Source organism: Kluyvera sp. NPDC087067 (assembly GCF_044745165.1).
In the GTDB taxonomy this organism is placed as follows: domain Bacteria; phylum Pseudomonadota; class Gammaproteobacteria; order Enterobacterales; family Enterobacteriaceae; genus Kluyvera.
The window spans coordinates 49,155-66,954 of record NZ_JBIUZS010000011.1 but is presented as its reverse complement, the minus strand read 5'-3'; the positions used below and the strand labels follow the sequence as shown (position 1 = coordinate 66,954).

Sequence of the window (17,800 nt, the reverse complement as noted above, 5' to 3'; positions counted from 1 at the left end):
ACTCTTTGTTCAGACAGCAGAAGATTGCGGCAGCAGCGGAGCGGAGGCTGGCTTACTGGCGCGTAATAGGAAAATGGAAATAAAGGTCGTGCAGAACACCAGCGCTCCCATAAAAAGATAGGACTCAGCGAAGCCATATTTTTCATAGCTATAGCCTGCGAGAGGAGATAGGACGGTCGCAATAATTGAGCTGGTGCAAGCGAATCCGACCAGATAAAGCGTGGAAGACAGACGCTTATCAAAATGCGCGCTGTTGTATTTGAAAATGGAGACGAGCAAAACAGGGAGTTCGATACCGTGCAGCAGTTTGGTTATTGAGATCAACAGCGGCCCCTCTACAAGTCCAGAGGCCACCATCCGCAGCGCCATCACCATACCGGCAAATATCAGGCCATTTTTCGCGCCAATGCGGTTAACCAGCCACGGGGCACAAAACATACCAGCAGCTTCAAGGAAAACCTGGAACGAATTGAGGTAACCGTACATTGCATTTCCTTCCTGCAACGTCGGGAACTGCGATGAGAAATAGATGGGAAACTGCTGATCGTAGACGCTGTAAATACAGGTCCCGACAACAAAAAAAACCAGCGCCCAGAAGCGTGGCAGAACCAGCAAACGCAGCGCATCCGCAAGCTTAACTTTGGCCTCAGCTCCCTCTGTAACCAGAGTTTGTGGGTCAGTTAAGACACGAAGACGCATCAGTAAACCAAAAAACACCAGCCCGGAACACGTGGCGACGGCAAAGTTAAGTTTAGGGTTGATATTAAACAGTAGACCGGCAAAAAACGTCGCAACAGCCCATCCCAGCGAGCCCCACATACGTGCTTTACCAAATTCAAAGTGAGTCTGCCGCGCAACGCGCTCGGTGTACGACTCCAGTACGCCGATCCCGCCGTTAAAGGTCAGCCCGATATAGATGCCGCCAAATAAACTGCCGAGCAAAATATTCTGTTTGAGCAAATATCCAAACAACAAATAGGCTGGCCCCGAGAGGATAAGCAGGATGGTGATGTACCAAAGCAGATTTTTACGCAGACCCAGTCGGTCCTGGATAAAGCCGTAACAAATCTGTGCAAACAGTGCCGAAACGGACAGCACAGCATAAATTATTCCGGTATCTCCGGGTTTTAGTCCCACCTCCTGGTGGAGCCAGATAGAAAGCAATGAGCCTGAAGAGGACCAGGTGACAAAAAAGAAAAACAGTAAGGCACTGAGTAACAGGTAACTGCGAGAGTGATGTTCTTTCATCATGGCAATCTCATCGTGGATTAACGCCACGATGATAACGTTAACATAAATTATGCATCACACGCTTTTGCCCAGAGATCCGATGTTAATCACAAAAGTTAACGTTAACATAATAAAAATAAGACAGAGATCAACTATTTGATATCATGGCAGCCATGCAGAGTACGCTAGACTAGCGCGCCCTTTAACCTCAATGAGTGAGTTGTTCCGTTGCAACGGTGGAGTTAGAAAATGGCATCCCTGAAAGATGTGGCAAAGCTGGCAAACGTCTCTCTAATGACGGTTTCACGCGCGCTGAACAGCCCGGAACGGTTAAAACCGGAAACGCTCGCTCGCGTGCAGGCGGCTATTGCTCAGACTAACTACGTCCCGGATCTTTCCGCCAAAAAAATACGCGGCGCGCATGATACAGCGAAGACCATTGGCGTACTGGCACTTGATACGGTGACCACACCATTTTCAGTCGAGATTACATTGTCAATCGAGGAAACTGCACGCGCCCACGGCTGGAATAGCTTTGTGGTGAATATGTTTTCTGATGACAGCCCGGAGGCCATCGTTGACCTGCTTTTATCCCACCGCCCAGCAGGTATCATTTATACCACCATGGGGCTGCGCCAGGTTCCGGTCCCCGCCAAGCTGCTGACCTTACCTTGCGTGCTGGCGAATTGCGAAAGTATGCACCACCCGGTTGCGAGTTTTATTCCTGATGATGAGCGTGGTCAGTATACGGCGGTAAAAGGCCTGCTGATGGCAGGATACACACGCCCACTGTGTCTGCATCTGCCACAAAATCATCTGGCAACTATTCGCCGCCGCCACGGTCTGGAACGCGCCTGCCGGGAAATGGGCATCAACCCAGAGACGCTAACGCACATCTACATGGAGTACGGTGACGAACATTATCGCGATATTCCAGCCAGCGTTCTGGCGCAGATGCCGCAGGGTAAACCCCAGTTTGATTCCATTATCTGCGGCAACGACCGTATTGCCTTTATGGTTTATCAGACGTTGCTCGCGCAGGGGCTACGCATCCCCGAAGATATTGCCGTACTGGGTTACGACCATATGATCGGTATCGGCGATCTGTTCCTTCCACCGCTTTCAACGGTGCAATTGCCCCATTATGAAATTGGCCGACTCAGCGCCCTTCACATCATTAACGGGGAAAATCATCGGGATACCGTTCGCGTCGAAAGTCCATGGCTACCCGGAAAATCGATATAAAAAAACCGCTTAAAAAAGCGGTTTTCTGAAATTTTTTGATTAGTTAGAAGCGAGTCACTTCCGGGTGCAGCTCAGACATTGAGATCAGGTAAGAAACAAAAACGTTTTTGATTGCGGTCAGCATAGTCACACCTTTACCCATAGTTATTTTGTGGTCGTTTGATGGGCAAATAATAATCTTATCCCCAACGGCATGCAATATTTTTGTGATGCGTATCACAAAAAATCTTCTCCCGATCTAAGACCCAAAAATAAGAGGAGGCAAGATTGCTCCCGCCTCCTCTCAACGCGCCCTTTACTTCAGAGCGTCACCTGTCTATAGCGTTACTTGCTGATACCGTTGAATTTATTCAGCGTCTCTTCCATTTTCAGCGTTTCTTTGCGGTTGAGCGGATAGAAATAAATCAAAATGATCGCCGCAAGGAACAGACACAATGCGGGCAAAAGGTTCGCCATCGTGTAGATATTTTCCCGCACAATGCTGGTTTGCACAGCGCCCCCCGTTGATGAAGATTGGTAACCAATAATCGCCAGCATAAAGCCGCCGATAGCGCCCGCGCACGCCTGGCCAATCTTGCGGGCAAAGAAGTTCACGCCATAAACCGTGCCATCTTCACGATCGCCGGTGACATACTGGTGATAGTCACAAACATCGGTCATAAACGCCCAAATCATCAGGTTGAATAGCCCCGCCCCGAGCGTCGCCAGGAACAAGAACACCAGATAGACTTTCGCATCCGTAATGTGGACGAAGTACATAATCACATACATCACCACCGCAAACAGCAGCGCGCCTACGCTGGCTTCTTTCTTCCCAAACCGACTCGTGAGCCATGACGCTGACGGCGCCAGTAACACCAGAGAGCCAAAGGTAAACAGCAACGCGACGGACATGGCTTCTTTATTGTGGAAATAGTCATTAAACAGATAGGTCATGTTGGTGCCAGACAACCCCTGGTTAATCACGATCAGTAAATCCACAACGACTAAAACAATCAGCGCTTTATTGCGTAGTAGTCCTTTCAGCAGCACCGAAACGGGCATGCTCTCTTTTCTCTCGACGCGCACGCGTTCCGTCGTTAACTGACAGGTCAAACTTAAAAAGATAAAACCCAACACCGCGCAGCCGATAGCAATCCAGAAGAAATGCTGCCCGGAGATAACCTGGCTGCCGTCCACCAACGTGGTGTACATCAGGATAGGAATGAAAAAGCCGGTTGCGCCGCCGCCGATGGCTGAACCAACGCTGCGGTAAGTTGACAGCGATACACGATCTTCTGGATTAGAGCTAATCGCCGCAGACATAGCGCCATAAGGAATGCTCACGGTCGATAGTAGTGAACCGTAAATAAAATAGGAGCAGCAGATATAGATAATTTTTGCCGTATAAGAAAAGTCATTCACAAACGGCAGGAACAAGACCACTGCAATAATACAAAACGGATACTTCATGCGGCGCACCCAGGGGTTAAAACGCCCATGCGCCGTGAGTTTAGAGGTATCGCATAAGCGCCCTACGCCCACATCAACAAACGCATCAAAGAGTTTTGTCACAAAGTACAGTGAGCCCACAATCACGCCAGAAACACCGAGTACGTTGGTGTAGTAAATCATTAAAAAACTGTTTACCAGACCTAAGATAAAACAGGTTCCCAGGTCGCCACACAAATAGCCAATTTTATCTCTAAATCCGAAAGGCCTGATGGCATTGCCATTATTGCTTCCGGTGATAGTTCCATTATTAGACATAACGTCAATTCCTTATACACATTATTCATGAAAATTATGTGCACATCCCAAAATGCAAATGAATAAAACGAAGATATAATGGCGATTAGCCCTTAGAAGTTATAACCCAGACCAATACGATAACGCGTCTGGCGATCGTCTGTGGTCGTGGTGTTATAACCCGAAGAAACGTTACCAATTTCGAAGAAAGGCACCCAGGAATTGATGTTATAAGCGACGCGGAAGTTATATTCGTAGTCTTCTTTATCGTTATTGTAGAGATTCTCGCTGTCCGCAATTTTATAAATGCCGTTTAATTCGAACATCCAGTTATTCAGATTATAGCCCAGCCATACTTCAGGGCGATAAACGGTACGGTCGTCTCGTCCATCACCGTTGCGACGGGCATACTCGGTACGATAGCGGAAGGCAGTCCACCAGTTGTCATTAATGTTATATTGCACGCGAATATAGGGCTTGTAGATTGCCATGTCGTCGCCCGTTTCAACGGCGATACCGGGCTGCCAAATAAAACCTTGCCATTCAAACTGATAGCTCGCCGTATACTCTGCGCTGTTCGATTCCATATTGTTCAGGGCATGATTCGACTCTTTATCGTCGGAACGGGAAACCGCTTCAACCGCGACGCCAAAACCGGTGGCAAAACGGTTCGACATATAGACACGATCATAGTTACGACCATCGTCATAGTATTCATGACGGTAGTCGACATATCCCGCATGAGCCGCGCCGCATAATAATGGAAGCAGTAATAAGGCATATTTTATTTTCATAGCAATCACTCTTAAAAACATCAGCATTAAATCCATTCACACCCGCTTTAAAGGCAAAATGCAAAAGGAATGTAGTAGTAATTATGAATTACGCTGAAATCTTATTTGAGCATGCATTTAATAACCTTTTTGTTTCTGCCAAAAGGCAGAATAAAATGGCAAAATTCACAAGATATAGAAGATTACGATCACCAATATAAATAATTCACAGTGGATATGGAAATAACGACAATCAATTAAAAACAGTATTTTATAGCAACAGATTTATCTAATAAAAAATAAACCAACTCTCATATATAAATATACCAGTTAGGTTGAAAAACATATTTAAATTATTGATTGAAGTGATTTCTCTATATTTAAATTAATATGAATGGCGAATTTCGGGCACAAAAAAAGCGCCCTGAGGCGCTTTTTTTGCTTGGCAACTTACTTGCTGCCTGGGATGCTGAAACGCTTGTTGAAGCGATCAACACGGCCACCGGTAGCAACGTCACGCTGCTTGCCAGTATAGAACGGGTGGCACTGACCGCACACGTCCAGGTTCAGATCGTGACCTACGGTAGAGCGGATTTTCATGACGTTACCGCAAGAGCAAGATGCAGTAATTTCTTCGTATTTAGGATGGATATCTTTTTTCATGGGGAAAACCTCGGTTAAGGCCGCGTCGCTCTTCCAGCCCTAACGCCAGACACCACGCGATGTTAATGGTATACCTCTGACGCCAAAATGCATCAAAGGCGGCGAATCATACAGAATTTGACCAATAGATGCAAACTGATCCGCACCCCTACAATGTGTATACTGTCTCGCCAGATTTCAAGTCAGGAAGAAAACATGCCCGTTGCTCACGTTGCCCTGCCTGTTCCACTGCCCCGCACATTTGACTACCTGCTGCCTGATACTTTCAGCGCCAAAGCGGGCTGTCGCGTGCGCGTGCCGTTTGGCAAACAAGAGCGCGTGGGGATTGTGGTATCAGTCAGTGAGAGTAGCGAACTGCCGATTGCGGAGCTTAAAGCCGTGGCTGAAGTGCTGGACGAGGAACCGGTATTTTCACCCGCCGTCTGGCGTCTGCTGCTGTGGGCTGCGGACTATTACCATCATCCGATTGGCGATGTGCTGTTCCACGCGCTACCGATTTTGCTGCGTCAGGGCAAACCCGCTAGCGCCACGCCGCAATGGTTCTGGTTTGCCACAGAACAAGGGCAGGCAGTGGATCTCAACACGCTCAAGCGTTCGCCCAAACAGCAGCAGGCGCTGGCCGCGTTACGTCAGGGGAAAATCTGGCGTCATCAGGTGGCGGAGCTTGAATTCAATGAAAGCGCGATGCAGGCGCTTCGCACCAAAGGGCTGTGCGAGCTGGGCAGCCTTGCGCCGGAAACCATCGACTGGCGCACCGCCTATTCCGTACCGGGCGAACGGCTACGCCTCAATACCGAACAGGCAACGGCAGTCGGGGCGATTCACAGCGCATCGGATGAATTTTCCGCATGGCTGCTGGAAGGGGTCACCGGCTCGGGGAAAACTGAAGTCTATCTCAGCGTACTGGAAAACGTGCTATCGAAGGGAAAACAGGCGCTGGTGATGGTACCGGAAATCGGCCTGACGCCGCAGACCATCGCCCGTTTTCGTGAACGTTTTAACGCGCCGGTTGAAGTGCTGCACTCCGGGCTTAACGACAGCGAGCGCCTTGCCGCCTGGCTTAAGGCCAAAAGCGGTGAAGCGGCGATTGTTATCGGCACCCGCTCGTCGCTGTTTACCCCGTTTAAAAATCTTGGCGTCATCGTTATCGATGAAGAGCATGACAGCTCTTACAAGCAGCAGGAAGGCTGGCGCTATCACGCCCGCGACCTCGCCGTGTGGCGCGCTCACAGCGAGCAAATCCCGATTATTCTCGGGTCGGCCACGCCTGCGCTGGAAACCCTGCTTAACGCCCGTCAGCATAAATACCGCATGCTACGGTTAACCCGCCGCGCAGGAAACGCGCGTCCGGCGACTCAGCACGTGCTCGACCTGAAAGGCCAGCATTTACAGGCCGGGCTTTCCCCGGCGCTGATTAACCGCATGCGTCAGCACCTACAGGCCGATAATCAGGTGATCTTGTTCCTTAATCGTCGGGGCTTTGCACCAACGCTGCTGTGCCACGACTGTGGCTGGATTGCCGAATGTCCCCGCTGTGATAGCTACTACACGCTACACCAGGCTCAGCATCATCTGCGCTGCCACCACTGCGACAGCCAGCGCCCTATCCCACGTCAGTGCCCATCGTGCGGCTCCACGCATATGGTGCCGGTCGGTCTGGGAACCGAACAGCTTGAACAGGCGCTGGCACCGATGTTCCCCGGCGTCCCGTTGTCGCGTATTGACCGTGACACCACCAGCCGTAAAGGGGCGCTGGAGCAGCATCTGGCGGAAGTCCATCGCGGCGGGGCGCGTATTCTTATCGGCACACAGATGCTGGCAAAAGGGCACCACTTTCCCGACGTCACGCTGGTTGCCCTGCTCGACGTTGACGGCGCACTCTTCTCCGCCGACTTCCGTTCAGCCGAGCGCTTCGCCCAGCTTTATACCCAGGTTTCTGGCCGTGCCGGGCGGGCGGGTAAACAGGGTGAAGTTGTTTTGCAAACCCACCATCCTGACCATCCTTTGCTGCAAACGCTGCTGTATAAAGGATATGACGCCTTTGCCGAGCAGGCGCTTGCCGAGCGTCAGACTATGCAGCTACCGCCGTACACCAGTCATGTACTCATTCGCGCGGAAGACCACAACAGCCAGCAAGCTCCGCTGTTCCTGCAACAGCTCCGCAATCTGATTCAGGCAAGTCCGCTGGCCGACGATAAACTGTGGGTAATAGGCCCGGTTCCGGCGCTGGCGCCGAAACGCGGCGGTCGATATCGCTGGCAAATCCTGTTACAGCACCCTTCCCGTGTACGTTTACAGCATATCGTCACCGGCACGCTGGCGCTGATTAATACGCTCCCGGAGTCCCGGAAGGTGAAGTGGGTTCTCGACGTTGATCCTATCGAAGGTTAATGCAGAGTTGAGAGCGGGATCGTGAAATAAAACAATCATCACACTTTTGATGAAAATTCTGTAACAGGTCTGCCTAACTATCTGATAAAAGTGTGTCAGATGTCAGGTCACAAGGGATGTGCCTGCGCCAGCAAGTGAGGAGAGGATCAGGTGAAGGCTAAAAAACCGGTTGTTGCCGCAACCATGAAAGATGTTGCCCTACAAGCGAATGTCTCTACGGCAACCGTATCACGCGCATTAATGAATCCTGAGAAGGTCTCGCAGGCCACGCGTAGCCGCGTAGAGCAGGCGGCACTAGAAGTCGGTTACCTCCCGCAAATGCAGGGACGTAACATGAAGCGCAATGAATCCCGCACCATTCTGGTGATAGTCCCAGATATCTGCGATCCCTTTTTTAGCGAAGTGATCCGTGGGATCGAGGTAACGGCGGCAGCACAAGGTTATCTGGTACTGATTGGCGACTGCGCGCATCAGAATCAGCAGGAAAAAACCTTTATTGATTTAATCATCACCAAGCAGATTGACGGTATGTTGCTGCTCGGCTCGCAGCTCCCATTCGACGCCAGCATCGAAGAACAGCGCAACCTGCCACCGATGGTCATGGCCAATGAATTTGCGCCAGAGCTGGGACTCCCGACGGTACACATCGATAACCTCACCGCCTCGTTTGATGCCGTTAACTACCTGCACGAGCTCGGCCATAAACGAATTGGCTGTATTGCCGGGCCGGAAGAGATGCCGCTTTGTCACTATCGCCTGCAGGGATATGTTCAGGCGCTGCGCCGTTGCGGTATCACCGTCGACCCTCACTACATTGCGCGCGGCAATTTCACCTATGAAGCCGGTTCCAATGCGCTGGATCAACTGCTGGCCCTGCCACAGCGACCAACCGCGGTGTTCTGTCATAGCGACATAATGGCCCTGGGCGCACTCTCCTGCGCAAAACGCCGGGGGCTTAAAGTCCCTGAAGATCTCTCCATCATCGGTTTCGATAACATCTCTCTGGCGGAGTTTTGCGATCCCCCGCTAACGACCGTCTCCCAGCCGCGTTTCGACATCGGGCGCGAAGCCATGTTGCTGCTACTTAATCAGCTTAGCGGACAGCTTGTTGATAGTGGTTCGCGTCTATTGGATTGCGAACTGGTGATTCGTGGCAGCACAAGCAAAATATGATACAAAGCCTGGCGCTTTAAGACTTGCTTGTCTGGTCAAAGCGCCGTCGCTTAAGTAACATGTCGGGCTAACAAACGGAAAAAGACAGCGAAACGATAGTGGCACAACGAGACTATGTACGCCGCGGCCAACAGGCACCTTCGCGGCGCAAAAGCAGCGCATCACGGAATTCACGGAAAAAGCAGAGTAATTTTCCGGCGGTCTCTCCTGCCATGGTGGCAATCGCGGCGGCGGTCGTGGTCGCTTTTATCGGCGGTTTATACTTCATCACGCATCATAAAAAAGAAGAGTCTGAATCGCTACAAAGCCGCCAGATGACCGGAAACGGCCTTCCGCCGAAACCTGAAGAGCGCTGGCGTTATATCAAAGAGCTGGAAAGCCGCCAGCCTGGCGTCCGTGCGCCAACGGAACCGTCAGCCGGCGGGGAAGTGATAAACCCCAATCAGCTCACCGACGAACAGCGCCAGCTGTTAGCGCAAATGCAGGCCGATATGCGCCAGCAGCCAACGCAGCTCACCGAAGTGCCGTGGAATGAGCAAACACCTGCTCAGCGTCAGCAAACGCTACAGCGTCAGCGTCTGGCGCAGCAGCAGGTTCAGCAACAGCAGTGGACGCAAACGCAGCCGGTACAGCAGCAGCAACCGCGTGTAACGCAACCTGTTCAACAGCCGCGTCAAACGCAGACCCAGCCGCCAAAATCAACGGCCGCTAACTCTGCGTATCAGGATCTGCTGCAAACGCCTGCACACACCGCGTCTTCACAGCCGAAAACCCAGGCAGCGGCGCCGGTCGTGCGTGAAACCACGCCAGCAAAAGCGACGGAGAAAAAAGATGAGCGCCGCTGGATGGTTCAGTGCGGTTCATTTAAAGGTGCCGAGCAGGCAGAAACCGTGCGCGCGCAGCTGGCCTTTGAAGGTTTTGATTCTAAAATCACCACCAATAACGGCTGGAATCGTGTGGTTATCGGCCCGGTTAAAGGCAAGGATAACGCCGATAGCACCATCACCCGCCTGAAAATGGCCGGTCACGCAAACTGCATTAGGCTCGCCACAGGGGGTTGAAACCCCCAAAATCCCCCCCATCTATAATTACATTCAGCCCCGTACTCGGTACGGGGTCTTTATATCCGTATTCGCAACTTTGCAACAAAGGGGTCTGCTCGTGACAACAATAGTAAGTGTTCGCCGTAACGGCCACGTTGTAATTGCCGGTGATGGCCAGGCCACGCTGGGCAATACCGTCATGAAGGGCAACGTGAAAAAAGTTCGTCGTTTGTATAACGACAAAGTGATCGCCGGTTTTGCGGGCGGCACAGCGGACGCCTTCACGCTGTTCGAACTGTTTGAACGTAAACTGGAAATGCACCAGGGGCATCTGGTGAAAGCCGCCGTTGAGCTGGCGAAAGACTGGCGTACCGACCGTATGCTGCGCAAGCTGGAAGCCCTGCTGGCGGTCGCTGACGAAACCGCTTCACTCATCATCACCGGTAATGGTGACGTGGTGCAGCCAGAAAACGATCTGATTGCCATCGGTTCCGGCGGCCCATATGCCCAGGCCGCAGCCCGTGCCCTGCTGGAAAATACCGAGCTTAGCGCACGCGAAATTGCTGAAAAAGCGTTGAATATTGCAGGCGATATCTGCATTTATACCAACCATTTCCACACCATCGAAGAATTGACCTCCAAGGCGTAAGGATCTCCCATGTCTGAAATGACCCCACGCGAAATTGTCAGCGAGCTGAACAAACACATTATCGGTCAGGACGCGGCTAAGCGCTCCGTGGCTATCGCCTTGCGTAACCGCTGGCGTCGTATGCAGCTCGATGAAGCGCTGCGCCATGAAGTGACGCCGAAAAACATTCTGATGATCGGGCCGACCGGTGTCGGTAAAACCGAAATCGCCCGTCGTCTGGCCAAACTCGCCAACGCGCCGTTCATCAAAGTTGAAGCCACCAAGTTCACCGAAGTGGGCTATGTGGGTAAAGAAGTTGACTCCATCATCCGCGATCTGACCGACTCCGCCATCAAAATGGTGCGCGTTCAGTCAATCGAGAAAAACCGCTATCGCGCGGAAGAAATGGCGGAAGAGCGTATTCTTGATGTGCTGATCCCACCGGCCAAAAACAACTGGGGCCAGTCTGAACAGCCACAGGAACCGTCGGCGGCACGTCAGTCTTTCCGTAAAAAACTGCGTGAAGGCCAGCTGGACGATAAAGAGATTGAAATCGATCTCGCGGCAGCGCCTATGGGCGTTGAAATCATGGCACCTCCAGGCATGGAAGAGATGACCAGCCAGCTGCAATCCATGTTCCAGAATCTGGGCGGGCAGAAGCAGAAACCGCGTAAGCTGAAAATTAAAGACGCCATGAAGCTGCTGATTGAAGAAGAAGCGGCGAAGCTTGTGAACCCGGAAGAGCTTAAGCAAGACGCTATCGACGCGGTTGAGCAGCACGGTATCGTGTTTATCGATGAGATCGATAAAATCTGTAAGCGCGGTGAATCATCGGGCCCAGACGTGTCTCGTGAAGGCGTACAGCGCGACCTGCTGCCGCTGGTGGAAGGCTGCACCGTTTCGACCAAGCACGGTATGGTCAAAACCGACCACATCCTGTTTATCGCTTCTGGCGCGTTCCAGGTTGCGAAGCCGTCTGACCTGATCCCAGAATTGCAGGGTCGTCTGCCGATTCGCGTTGAGCTACAGGCGCTGACCACCAGCGATTTCGAGCGCATCCTTACCGAGCCAGACGCCTCTGTCACCGTACAGTACAAAGCGCTGATGGCAACCGAAGGCGTGAACATCGAGTTCACCGAAGACGGTATCAAGCGTATCGCTCAGGCTGCATGGCAGGTCAACGAAACCACCGAGAACATCGGTGCCCGTCGTCTGCACACCGTTCTTGAGCGTCTGGTAGAAGATATTTCCTATGACGCCAGCGAGATGAACGGTCAGAGCATCACAATTGATGCGGAATACGTGAGTAAACATCTGGATGCATTAGTCGCAGATGAAGATCTGAGCCGTTTTATCCTATAATCGCGGTCACTGCATTTTCATCTTAAATTGATGGGGCTATACACAAAATCATTCAAGTTGCATCAAGGCGGCAAGGGAGCGAATCCCCAGGAGCGTACATAAGTACGTGACTGGGGTGAGTGAGCGCAGCCTTTGCCTCGGCAGCTTGAAGGATGAAGTGTATAAAAGCCCCATTTTTATTGGCTAATTATTATGACAAATACACCTGTAAGCCGCTCTCAGGCCTGGCTGGAAAGTCTGCGACCGAAAACATTACCTCTGGCGTGCGCAGCGATAATCGTCGGTACTGCTCTTGCCTGGTGGCAGGGACATTTTGATCCCATCGTCGCCATACTGTCACTGATTACCGCAAGTCTGCTGCAAATTCTCTCCAACCTTGCCAATGATTACGGTGACGCGGTGAAAGGCAGCGATAAGCCCGATCGCATCGGCCCACTGCGCGGCATGCAAAAAGGGGTGATTACCAAAGAACAGATGAAGCGCGCGCTGTTTATCACCGTTGGGCTTATCTGCATCTCCGGGCTGGCCCTGCTATTTACGGCGTCTCAGACGACCGGCGACTTTATTGGCTTCCTGATCCTGGGGCTGCTGGCGATTATCGCCGCCATTACCTATACCGTCGGCACCCGACCTTATGGCTATATCGGCTTAGGCGACATCTCCGTGCTGATTTTCTTCGGCTGGTTGAGCGTCATTGGTAGCTGGTATTTACAGGCGCACAGTCTGAGCAGCGCGATTATTCTCCCGGCAACGGCGTGTGGGCTGCTGGCAACGGCGGTGCTTAATATCAATAACCTTCGCGATATCGACAGCGACCGTGAAAACGGTAAGAACACGCTAGCGGTGCGTTTAGGGCCGGTTAACGCACGTCGTTATCATGTCTGTTTACTGTTGGGCACGCTGGTCTGTCTGGCGCTGTTTAACCTGCTCTCGCTTCACAGTTTGTGGGGATGGCTGTTCTTGTTGAGCACGCCATTGCTGGTGAAACAGGCTCGCTACGTAATGCACGAACGCTCACCGCAGGCGATGCCGCCAATGCTGGAACGGACGGTAAAAGGGGCGCTATTAACTAACCTATTGTTCGTCATCGGAATTGTGCTCAGCAAGGCATTGGCATAACTGACAAATATCAATTAACAATTGATGATTTTGCAAACAGTGCATAGAGCGCGATATACTAAAATCACTCGCAGCAACTGAGCGTTAATCCTATGAAATACGATACTTCCGAGCTTTGCGACATCTACCAGGAAGATGTCAACGTAGTAGAACCCCTGTTCTCTAACTTTGGCGGACGGTTGTCGTTCGGTGGGCAAATCATCACCGTAAAATGTTTCGAGGATAACGGGTTGCTGTACGATCTGCTCGAACAGAACGGTCGTGGCCGCATCCTGCTGGTCGACGGCGGCGGTTCTGTCCGTCGCGCACTGATTGACGCCGACCTCGCCCGTCTGGCCACCCAGAACGAATGGGAAGGCATTGTGGTGTATGGCGCGGTGCGTCAGGTTGATGATTTAGAAGAACTGGATATCGGCATCCAGGCCATTGCCGCCATTCCAGTAGGTTCCGCAGGTGAAGGCATCGGCGAAAGCGACATCCGCGTTAATTTCGGCGGCGTGACCTTCTTCTCCGGCGACCATCTTTATGCCGATAACACCGGCATTATCCTGTCGGAAGATCCGCTGGATATCGAATAGCCCAGACATATCGATTCGAGGGGGAATTTATTCCCCCTTTTTTAATGGCTTAAGCATCGGCTGCCGCCATCAGTCAGGACACCCCATTTCCTGCGCCAGTTTCCCCTTCCGAGTCTTCAGGCTTTGCACCTTCTGCGCCGGTAGTGCCGACCAAAAAGAGAGCGCCGGATGCGTTCGGCGTTCAATCTCAGCAACCGTGACCAGGGCATCACAGAAATTGGCATTTTTAGGCGTGGTCTGGTCCAGTATAAACGCCGCGTATTCCCCTTCTTCCGGGCTCGCGCCGATAAAAATAATCTTCCAGTAGCCGCTTGGGATCTCGACGCCAGGGGCTGCGGGTAACGTGCCGATATGCCGCTCGAACAGCGGCCCGGTCACCGACCAGACGGCCGCCACGTCTCTGCGTAAGGCCAGCTCCCGCTCTTTATCCTCTAAGCGCTTCCACGCTCCTTGATTGAGCGCGGACGCCTGCGGGGTGATATTGGAGAGATAGTTTAACGCCTTCCAGTCTACGTCAGCGCCCAGCCCGGCAAGCGGCGCCTGATGCCCTCTATCGACCGCCAGCGCAGCACTAGAGCCTTGATAGGCCGCAGGTGCAAGCGTATCCGTGCTGGGTAAATCAGGATCGCGTTTCCAGCTACGCGAGCGTCCGCCAGACTGGCTGGCTTTGGTGATTTTATAGGCCACCCAGTTGGCAAATTTGCGGTCACGGTTGTTGTTGAGCGTATAGACTTCGCGTACCACAGTTTGCGCACTTCCGCCCGTCGGGCAGCCCACTTCACAATTATCGATAATGGATGCGTGCGCCATGCACGGCAGCAATAAAAATAGCGTCAAAAATCGGGATTTCTGCATTTTATCTATCACGTATCAGAAAGACGAAATGCGAGCGTAAGAAGGATCAGCAGGTTGCCGCAGAGCGGAGAATCATGAGGTGTTTAAACATCATCAAGGATGATGTTTATTGAGGGCAAAATGATGGGCAATGCGCGAGCGCGGGTGAAAACAGAGCAAAAAAAATGGGTGCCAAAGGCACCCATCTTGAACTGCAGACGCTGTTAGTACAGTTGCTTAGCGCATTCCAGCCAGTCACCTTTGAACGGACGCTTCATGCTTTCGATAGCGTCGATAATGTCATGGTGAACCAGTTTTTCGTTCTGAATACCTACGCAACGGCCGCCGAAGCCCTGCTGCAACAGCTCAATGGCGTATGCGCCCATACGGGACGCCAGGATGCGGTCGTAAGGAACCGGAGAGCCACCGCGCTGAATGTGACCCAGAACGGTCGCACGAGTTTCACGGCCAGTCTCAGCTTCGATAAACTGCGCCAGCTCGTCGATGTCGCACATATGCTCAGTAATCGCCACGATCGCGTGTTTTTTGCCTTTCGCGATGCCCGCTTTAATTTCAGACACCAGATCGTCACGCTTGAATTCAACTTCCGGCACCACGATAAATTCGCAGCCGCCCGCAATCGCCGCCGCCAGCGTCAGGTCGCCGCAGTAGCGGCCCATCACTTCAACAACGGAAATACGCTGGTGGGAAGAAGAGGTATCACGCAGACGGTCAATCGCTTCAACGACGGTGCTCAGCGCCGTGAAGAAACCGATGGTGTAGTCGGTGCCTTTGATATCGTTATCGATGGTGCCTGGCAGACCGATGCATGGGAAGCCCATTTCGGTCAGACGTACAGCACCCATGTAGGAGCCGTCACCGCCGATAACTACCAGCGCATCGATACCGCGTTTTTTCAGGTTTTCGATAGCCACGGCACGGATGCTTTCGTCACGGAACTCAGGGAAACGCGCAGAACCCAGGAATGTGCCGCCACGGTTGATCATGTCTGACACGCTATAACGGTCTAGCGGAACCATACGGTCTTCATACAGGCCCAGGTAACCATCATAAACGCCCATGACTTCAATACCTTCCGTCAATGCTGCACGTACAACACCACGGATTGCGGCGTTCATACCCGGCGCATCGCCGCCGCTTGTCAACACACCGATTTTCTTAATCATGACTACCTCTGAACTTAGGAATGCTAAAAATTAATTCTTCTGCCCGAAGCGCTCCCAAAAAGACGGGAGAGAACGACTCTATGTAGAGATAGTATATCAAGCGCTTCTTGCTGAATTGATTCAGGTCAGGCTAAACGGCGGTTATTTATACAAATAATGCCGATCCAGCTCACGTTTTGTACAACCACTGCGAAAGTTCAAATTGTTCGGTTTCCCTGCGGGACAACTGAACAGGGATCCTGATGAATAATCACATCGGAGCCCGGGAAACGGTGCAAAATCGCCTGCTCAACCTGATCGGCAACGTAGTGCGCCTGAACCAAAGGCAGGTCATCTTCCATTTCCAGATGGATCTGAATAAAGCGGGTCGGCCCTGACTGCCGCGTTCGGAGATCGTGAGCACCGCTAACGCCCGGCCAGGCGGTGACGATGTCGAAAATTTCCTGGCGCTCGTCATCGGGCAATGCACGATCCAGTAATGACTGAACCGCGTCGTACCCCATGCGTAACGCGCTATATAGAATATAGATGCCAATTCCTAATGCAAACAGCGCATCTGCACGATGCCAGCCGTACCAGGAAAGGCCGAGCGCGACAAGAATCGCACCGTTCATCATAACATCAGACTGATAATGAAGCATATCTGCCCGCACTGCCTGACTTTGTGTTCTTCTCACCACCCAACGCTGAAACGTTACCAGGATTAATGTACTGATAAGCGCAATCACCGTCACCGCCACGCCAATACCGGGCTGGCTCATGGGTGTTGGTCGTGCCAGATGCTGGAACCCGGTTAAAAACAGGAACAGCGCAGATCCAGAAATAAACATACTTTGCGCCAGCGCCGCCAGCGATTCCGCTTTTCCATGACCAAAAGTATGTTCTTCATCTGCCGGTTGCAGCGAGTATCGCACCACCAACAGGTTGGTCAGAGAAGCGGCAATATCGACCAGAGAATCCACCAGCGCCGCGAGAATACTCACTGACCCGGTGTACCACCATGCAATAATTTTAATCACCAGCAACAACGACGCCATCACCGTTGCGGCTATCGCAGCTCGACTCACCAGCCGGCCATAAGATTGATTCATAAACACTCCCACCTTCAGATTTGCGTAGTATAGCGGAATGTCTGTGCGGTGGGCGGTGACGAATTTAAGACAAAAAAAACCCCCACATCATGTGGGGGAAGACAGGGATGGTGTCTATGGCAAGGAAAAACAGGGTTTATTACTGGTTGCTACGGGTATTGCTACTAAACAGGGTCTGAATCGAACCTTGTTGCATCCGTGCAACGTCACGCAGCTGCTCCATACGCTGCTGGTGCTTCTGGTTTAAAGCCGCTTGCTGCTCTGGCGTAAGCAGGCGGTACATCTGATTGCGAACTTTCGCCATTTCAATCTGGCGGTTCACCTGCTCCTCGGCCATTTTCTCGGCCTGGGCTCGCACAGCGGCTTCATCAAATTTATCTGCGGTGACAAGGCGATGCATTGTCTCCACTTCGCTAACATTAACTGGTGGACTTTCGTGTCGTGCCCGTTGCATCAAATCGCGCATTTGCTGGCGTTGATGTTCGGTTAAACTAATACCGTCGAACATATGGCCCTGGCCGCTACTCAGCGGGTCTGCTTCCGCCGGGTGCCAGTTAACGCTGGTGACGACTTCATCGGCCTGGCTTAGTGCACTGAATGCCAGCGTTGAGGCCATGACGGCAGCGATAACATTGCGCATCACATGCTCCCAAAAACTTTTGTGTCGCGAATCAACGAGAGACAGTTTACGATTCAGGCTGCAAACATGCGTCAGGGGGTGTAAAACAACGTAAAGTCATGGATTAGCAAGCCCT

Annotated in this window: 16 protein-coding genes; 8 read left to right on the top strand and 8 right to left on the bottom strand. The window is 52.1% G+C overall.

The features are described from left to right. Positions 1 to 9: 9 nt before the first annotated feature. Positions 10 to 1,251, bottom strand: a complete 1,242-nt coding sequence (locus ACIPDS_RS20680; RefSeq protein WP_400739957.1) for an MFS transporter — start codon at positions 1,249 to 1,251, stop codon at positions 10 to 12. A 228-nt stretch (positions 1,252 to 1,479) separates the two neighbouring features. On the opposite strand from ACIPDS_RS20680, the gene ACIPDS_RS20675 reads away from it, so the two are divergent. Next, entirely contained in the window at positions 1,480 to 2,475 is a 996-nt protein-coding gene (locus ACIPDS_RS20675; protein WP_400739954.1) for a LacI family DNA-binding transcriptional regulator, read from the top strand. 324 nt (positions 2,476 to 2,799) lie between these two features. Here the strand turns inward: ACIPDS_RS20675 and ACIPDS_RS20670 are convergent, their stop codons facing one another. From ACIPDS_RS20670 to rpmE, 3 genes are all read right to left on the bottom strand, one after another. After that, a complete protein-coding gene (locus ACIPDS_RS20670; protein WP_400739951.1) occupies positions 2,800 to 4,224 on the bottom strand; it encodes an MFS transporter in 1,425 nt (474 codons plus the stop codon). 92 nt (positions 4,225 to 4,316) lie between these two features. Then, positions 4,317 to 4,997, bottom strand: coding sequence for an oligogalacturonate-specific porin KdgM family protein (locus tag ACIPDS_RS20665; RefSeq protein ID WP_400739948.1), 681 nt, complete (start codon positions 4,995 to 4,997; stop codon positions 4,317 to 4,319). 429 nt (positions 4,998 to 5,426) lie between these two features. After that, positions 5,427 to 5,639 carry a 50S ribosomal protein L31 gene (gene rpmE / locus ACIPDS_RS20660; protein ID WP_062776554.1) on the bottom strand — a complete coding sequence of 71 codons (213 nt, stop codon included), beginning with the start codon at positions 5,637 to 5,639 and terminating at the stop codon, positions 5,427 to 5,429. Positions 5,640 to 5,834: 195 nt separating this feature from the next. Between rpmE and priA the strand changes: the two genes are divergently transcribed. The 7 genes from priA to rraA all read left to right on the top strand — a co-directional run bounded on the left by priA (position 5,835) and on the right by rraA (position 13,933). Then, the gene (priA, locus tag ACIPDS_RS20655; RefSeq protein ID WP_400739944.1) at positions 5,835 to 8,030 is read left to right on the top strand and encodes a primosomal protein N'; all 2,196 of its coding nucleotides are present in this window, start codon (positions 5,835 to 5,837) and stop codon (positions 8,028 to 8,030) included. Between the two features lie 150 nt (positions 8,031 to 8,180). Beyond that, positions 8,181 to 9,203, top strand: a complete 1,023-nt coding sequence (cytR, locus tag ACIPDS_RS20650; protein WP_166517114.1) for a DNA-binding transcriptional regulator CytR — start codon at positions 8,181 to 8,183, stop codon at positions 9,201 to 9,203. A 98-nt stretch (positions 9,204 to 9,301) separates the two neighbouring features. Continuing rightward, the gene (ftsN, locus tag ACIPDS_RS20645; RefSeq protein ID WP_166517113.1) at positions 9,302 to 10,264 is read left to right on the top strand and encodes a cell division protein FtsN; all 963 of its coding nucleotides are present in this window, start codon (positions 9,302 to 9,304) and stop codon (positions 10,262 to 10,264) included. A gap of 100 nt (positions 10,265 to 10,364) precedes the next feature. Further along, the gene (gene hslV, locus ACIPDS_RS20640; RefSeq protein WP_166517112.1) at positions 10,365 to 10,895 is read left to right on the top strand and encodes an ATP-dependent protease subunit HslV; all 531 of its coding nucleotides are present in this window, start codon (positions 10,365 to 10,367) and stop codon (positions 10,893 to 10,895) included. A 9-nt stretch (positions 10,896 to 10,904) separates the two neighbouring features. Then, positions 10,905 to 12,236: an HslU--HslV peptidase ATPase subunit gene (gene hslU / locus ACIPDS_RS20635; protein ID WP_166517111.1), complete on the top strand. Its 1,332-nt coding sequence runs from the start codon at positions 10,905 to 10,907 to the stop codon at positions 12,234 to 12,236. A gap of 192 nt (positions 12,237 to 12,428) precedes the next feature. Continuing rightward, complete coding sequence (gene menA / locus ACIPDS_RS20630; protein WP_400739938.1) at positions 12,429 to 13,355, top strand: 1,4-dihydroxy-2-naphthoate polyprenyltransferase; 927 nt, start codon at positions 12,429 to 12,431, stop codon at positions 13,353 to 13,355. A gap of 92 nt (positions 13,356 to 13,447) precedes the next feature. Next, the gene (rraA, locus tag ACIPDS_RS20625; protein ID WP_062776542.1) at positions 13,448 to 13,933 is read left to right on the top strand and encodes a ribonuclease E activity regulator RraA; all 486 of its coding nucleotides are present in this window, start codon (positions 13,448 to 13,450) and stop codon (positions 13,931 to 13,933) included. Between the two features lie 69 nt (positions 13,934 to 14,002). On the opposite strand, the gene ACIPDS_RS20620 is transcribed toward rraA, so the two are convergent. From ACIPDS_RS20620 to cpxP, 4 genes are all read right to left on the bottom strand, one after another. Next, on the bottom strand, positions 14,003 to 14,788 hold the full coding sequence (locus ACIPDS_RS20620) for a DNA/RNA non-specific endonuclease (RefSeq protein WP_400739933.1): 786 nt from the start codon (positions 14,786 to 14,788) through the stop codon (positions 14,003 to 14,005). Between the two features lie 203 nt (positions 14,789 to 14,991). Continuing rightward, positions 14,992 to 15,954, bottom strand: a complete 963-nt coding sequence (gene pfkA / locus ACIPDS_RS20615; protein WP_166517107.1) for a 6-phosphofructokinase — start codon at positions 15,952 to 15,954, stop codon at positions 14,992 to 14,994. Positions 15,955 to 16,151: 197 nt separating this feature from the next. Continuing rightward, a complete protein-coding gene (fieF, locus tag ACIPDS_RS20610) occupies positions 16,152 to 17,045 on the bottom strand; it encodes a CDF family cation-efflux transporter FieF (protein ID WP_166517106.1) in 894 nt (297 codons plus the stop codon). Positions 17,046 to 17,184: 139 nt separating this feature from the next. Further along, positions 17,185 to 17,685, bottom strand: coding sequence for a cell-envelope stress modulator CpxP (gene cpxP, locus ACIPDS_RS20605; RefSeq protein ID WP_166517105.1), 501 nt, complete (start codon positions 17,683 to 17,685; stop codon positions 17,185 to 17,187). Positions 17,686 to 17,800: the final 115 nt, after the last annotated feature.

Excerpts from the sequence above, each read along its gene's own strand:
- ACIPDS_RS20665 (WP_400739948.1), bottom strand. The coding sequence starts at position 4,997 with ATGAAAATAAAATATGCCTTATTACTGCTTCCATTATTATGCGGCGCG.
- ACIPDS_RS20675 (WP_400739954.1), top strand. The coding sequence starts at position 1,480 with ATGGCATCCCTGAAAGATGTGGCAAAGCTGGCAAACGTCTCTCTAATG.
- ACIPDS_RS20670 (WP_400739951.1), bottom strand. The coding sequence starts at position 4,224 with ATGTCTAATAATGGAACTATCACCGGAAGCAATAATGGCAATGCCATC.
- cpxP (WP_166517105.1), bottom strand. The coding sequence starts at position 17,685 with ATGCGCAATGTTATCGCTGCCGTCATGGCCTCAACGCTGGCATTCAGT.
- rpmE (WP_062776554.1), bottom strand. The coding sequence starts at position 5,639 with ATGAAAAAAGATATCCATCCTAAATACGAAGAAATTACTGCATCTTGC.
- fieF (WP_166517106.1), bottom strand. The coding sequence starts at position 17,045 with ATGAATCAATCTTATGGCCGGCTGGTGAGTCGAGCTGCGATAGCCGCA.
- rraA (WP_062776542.1), top strand. The coding sequence starts at position 13,448 with ATGAAATACGATACTTCCGAGCTTTGCGACATCTACCAGGAAGATGTC.
- pfkA (WP_166517107.1), bottom strand. The coding sequence starts at position 15,954 with ATGATTAAGAAAATCGGTGTGTTGACAAGCGGCGGCGATGCGCCGGGT.
- ACIPDS_RS20620 (WP_400739933.1), bottom strand. The coding sequence starts at position 14,788 with ATGCAGAAATCCCGATTTTTGACGCTATTTTTATTGCTGCCGTGCATG.
- priA (WP_400739944.1), top strand. The coding sequence starts at position 5,835 with ATGCCCGTTGCTCACGTTGCCCTGCCTGTTCCACTGCCCCGCACATTT.
- ACIPDS_RS20680 (WP_400739957.1), bottom strand. The coding sequence starts at position 1,251 with ATGATGAAAGAACATCACTCTCGCAGTTACCTGTTACTCAGTGCCTTA.
- hslU (WP_166517111.1), top strand. The coding sequence starts at position 10,905 with ATGTCTGAAATGACCCCACGCGAAATTGTCAGCGAGCTGAACAAACAC.
- menA (WP_400739938.1), top strand. The coding sequence starts at position 12,429 with ATGACAAATACACCTGTAAGCCGCTCTCAGGCCTGGCTGGAAAGTCTG.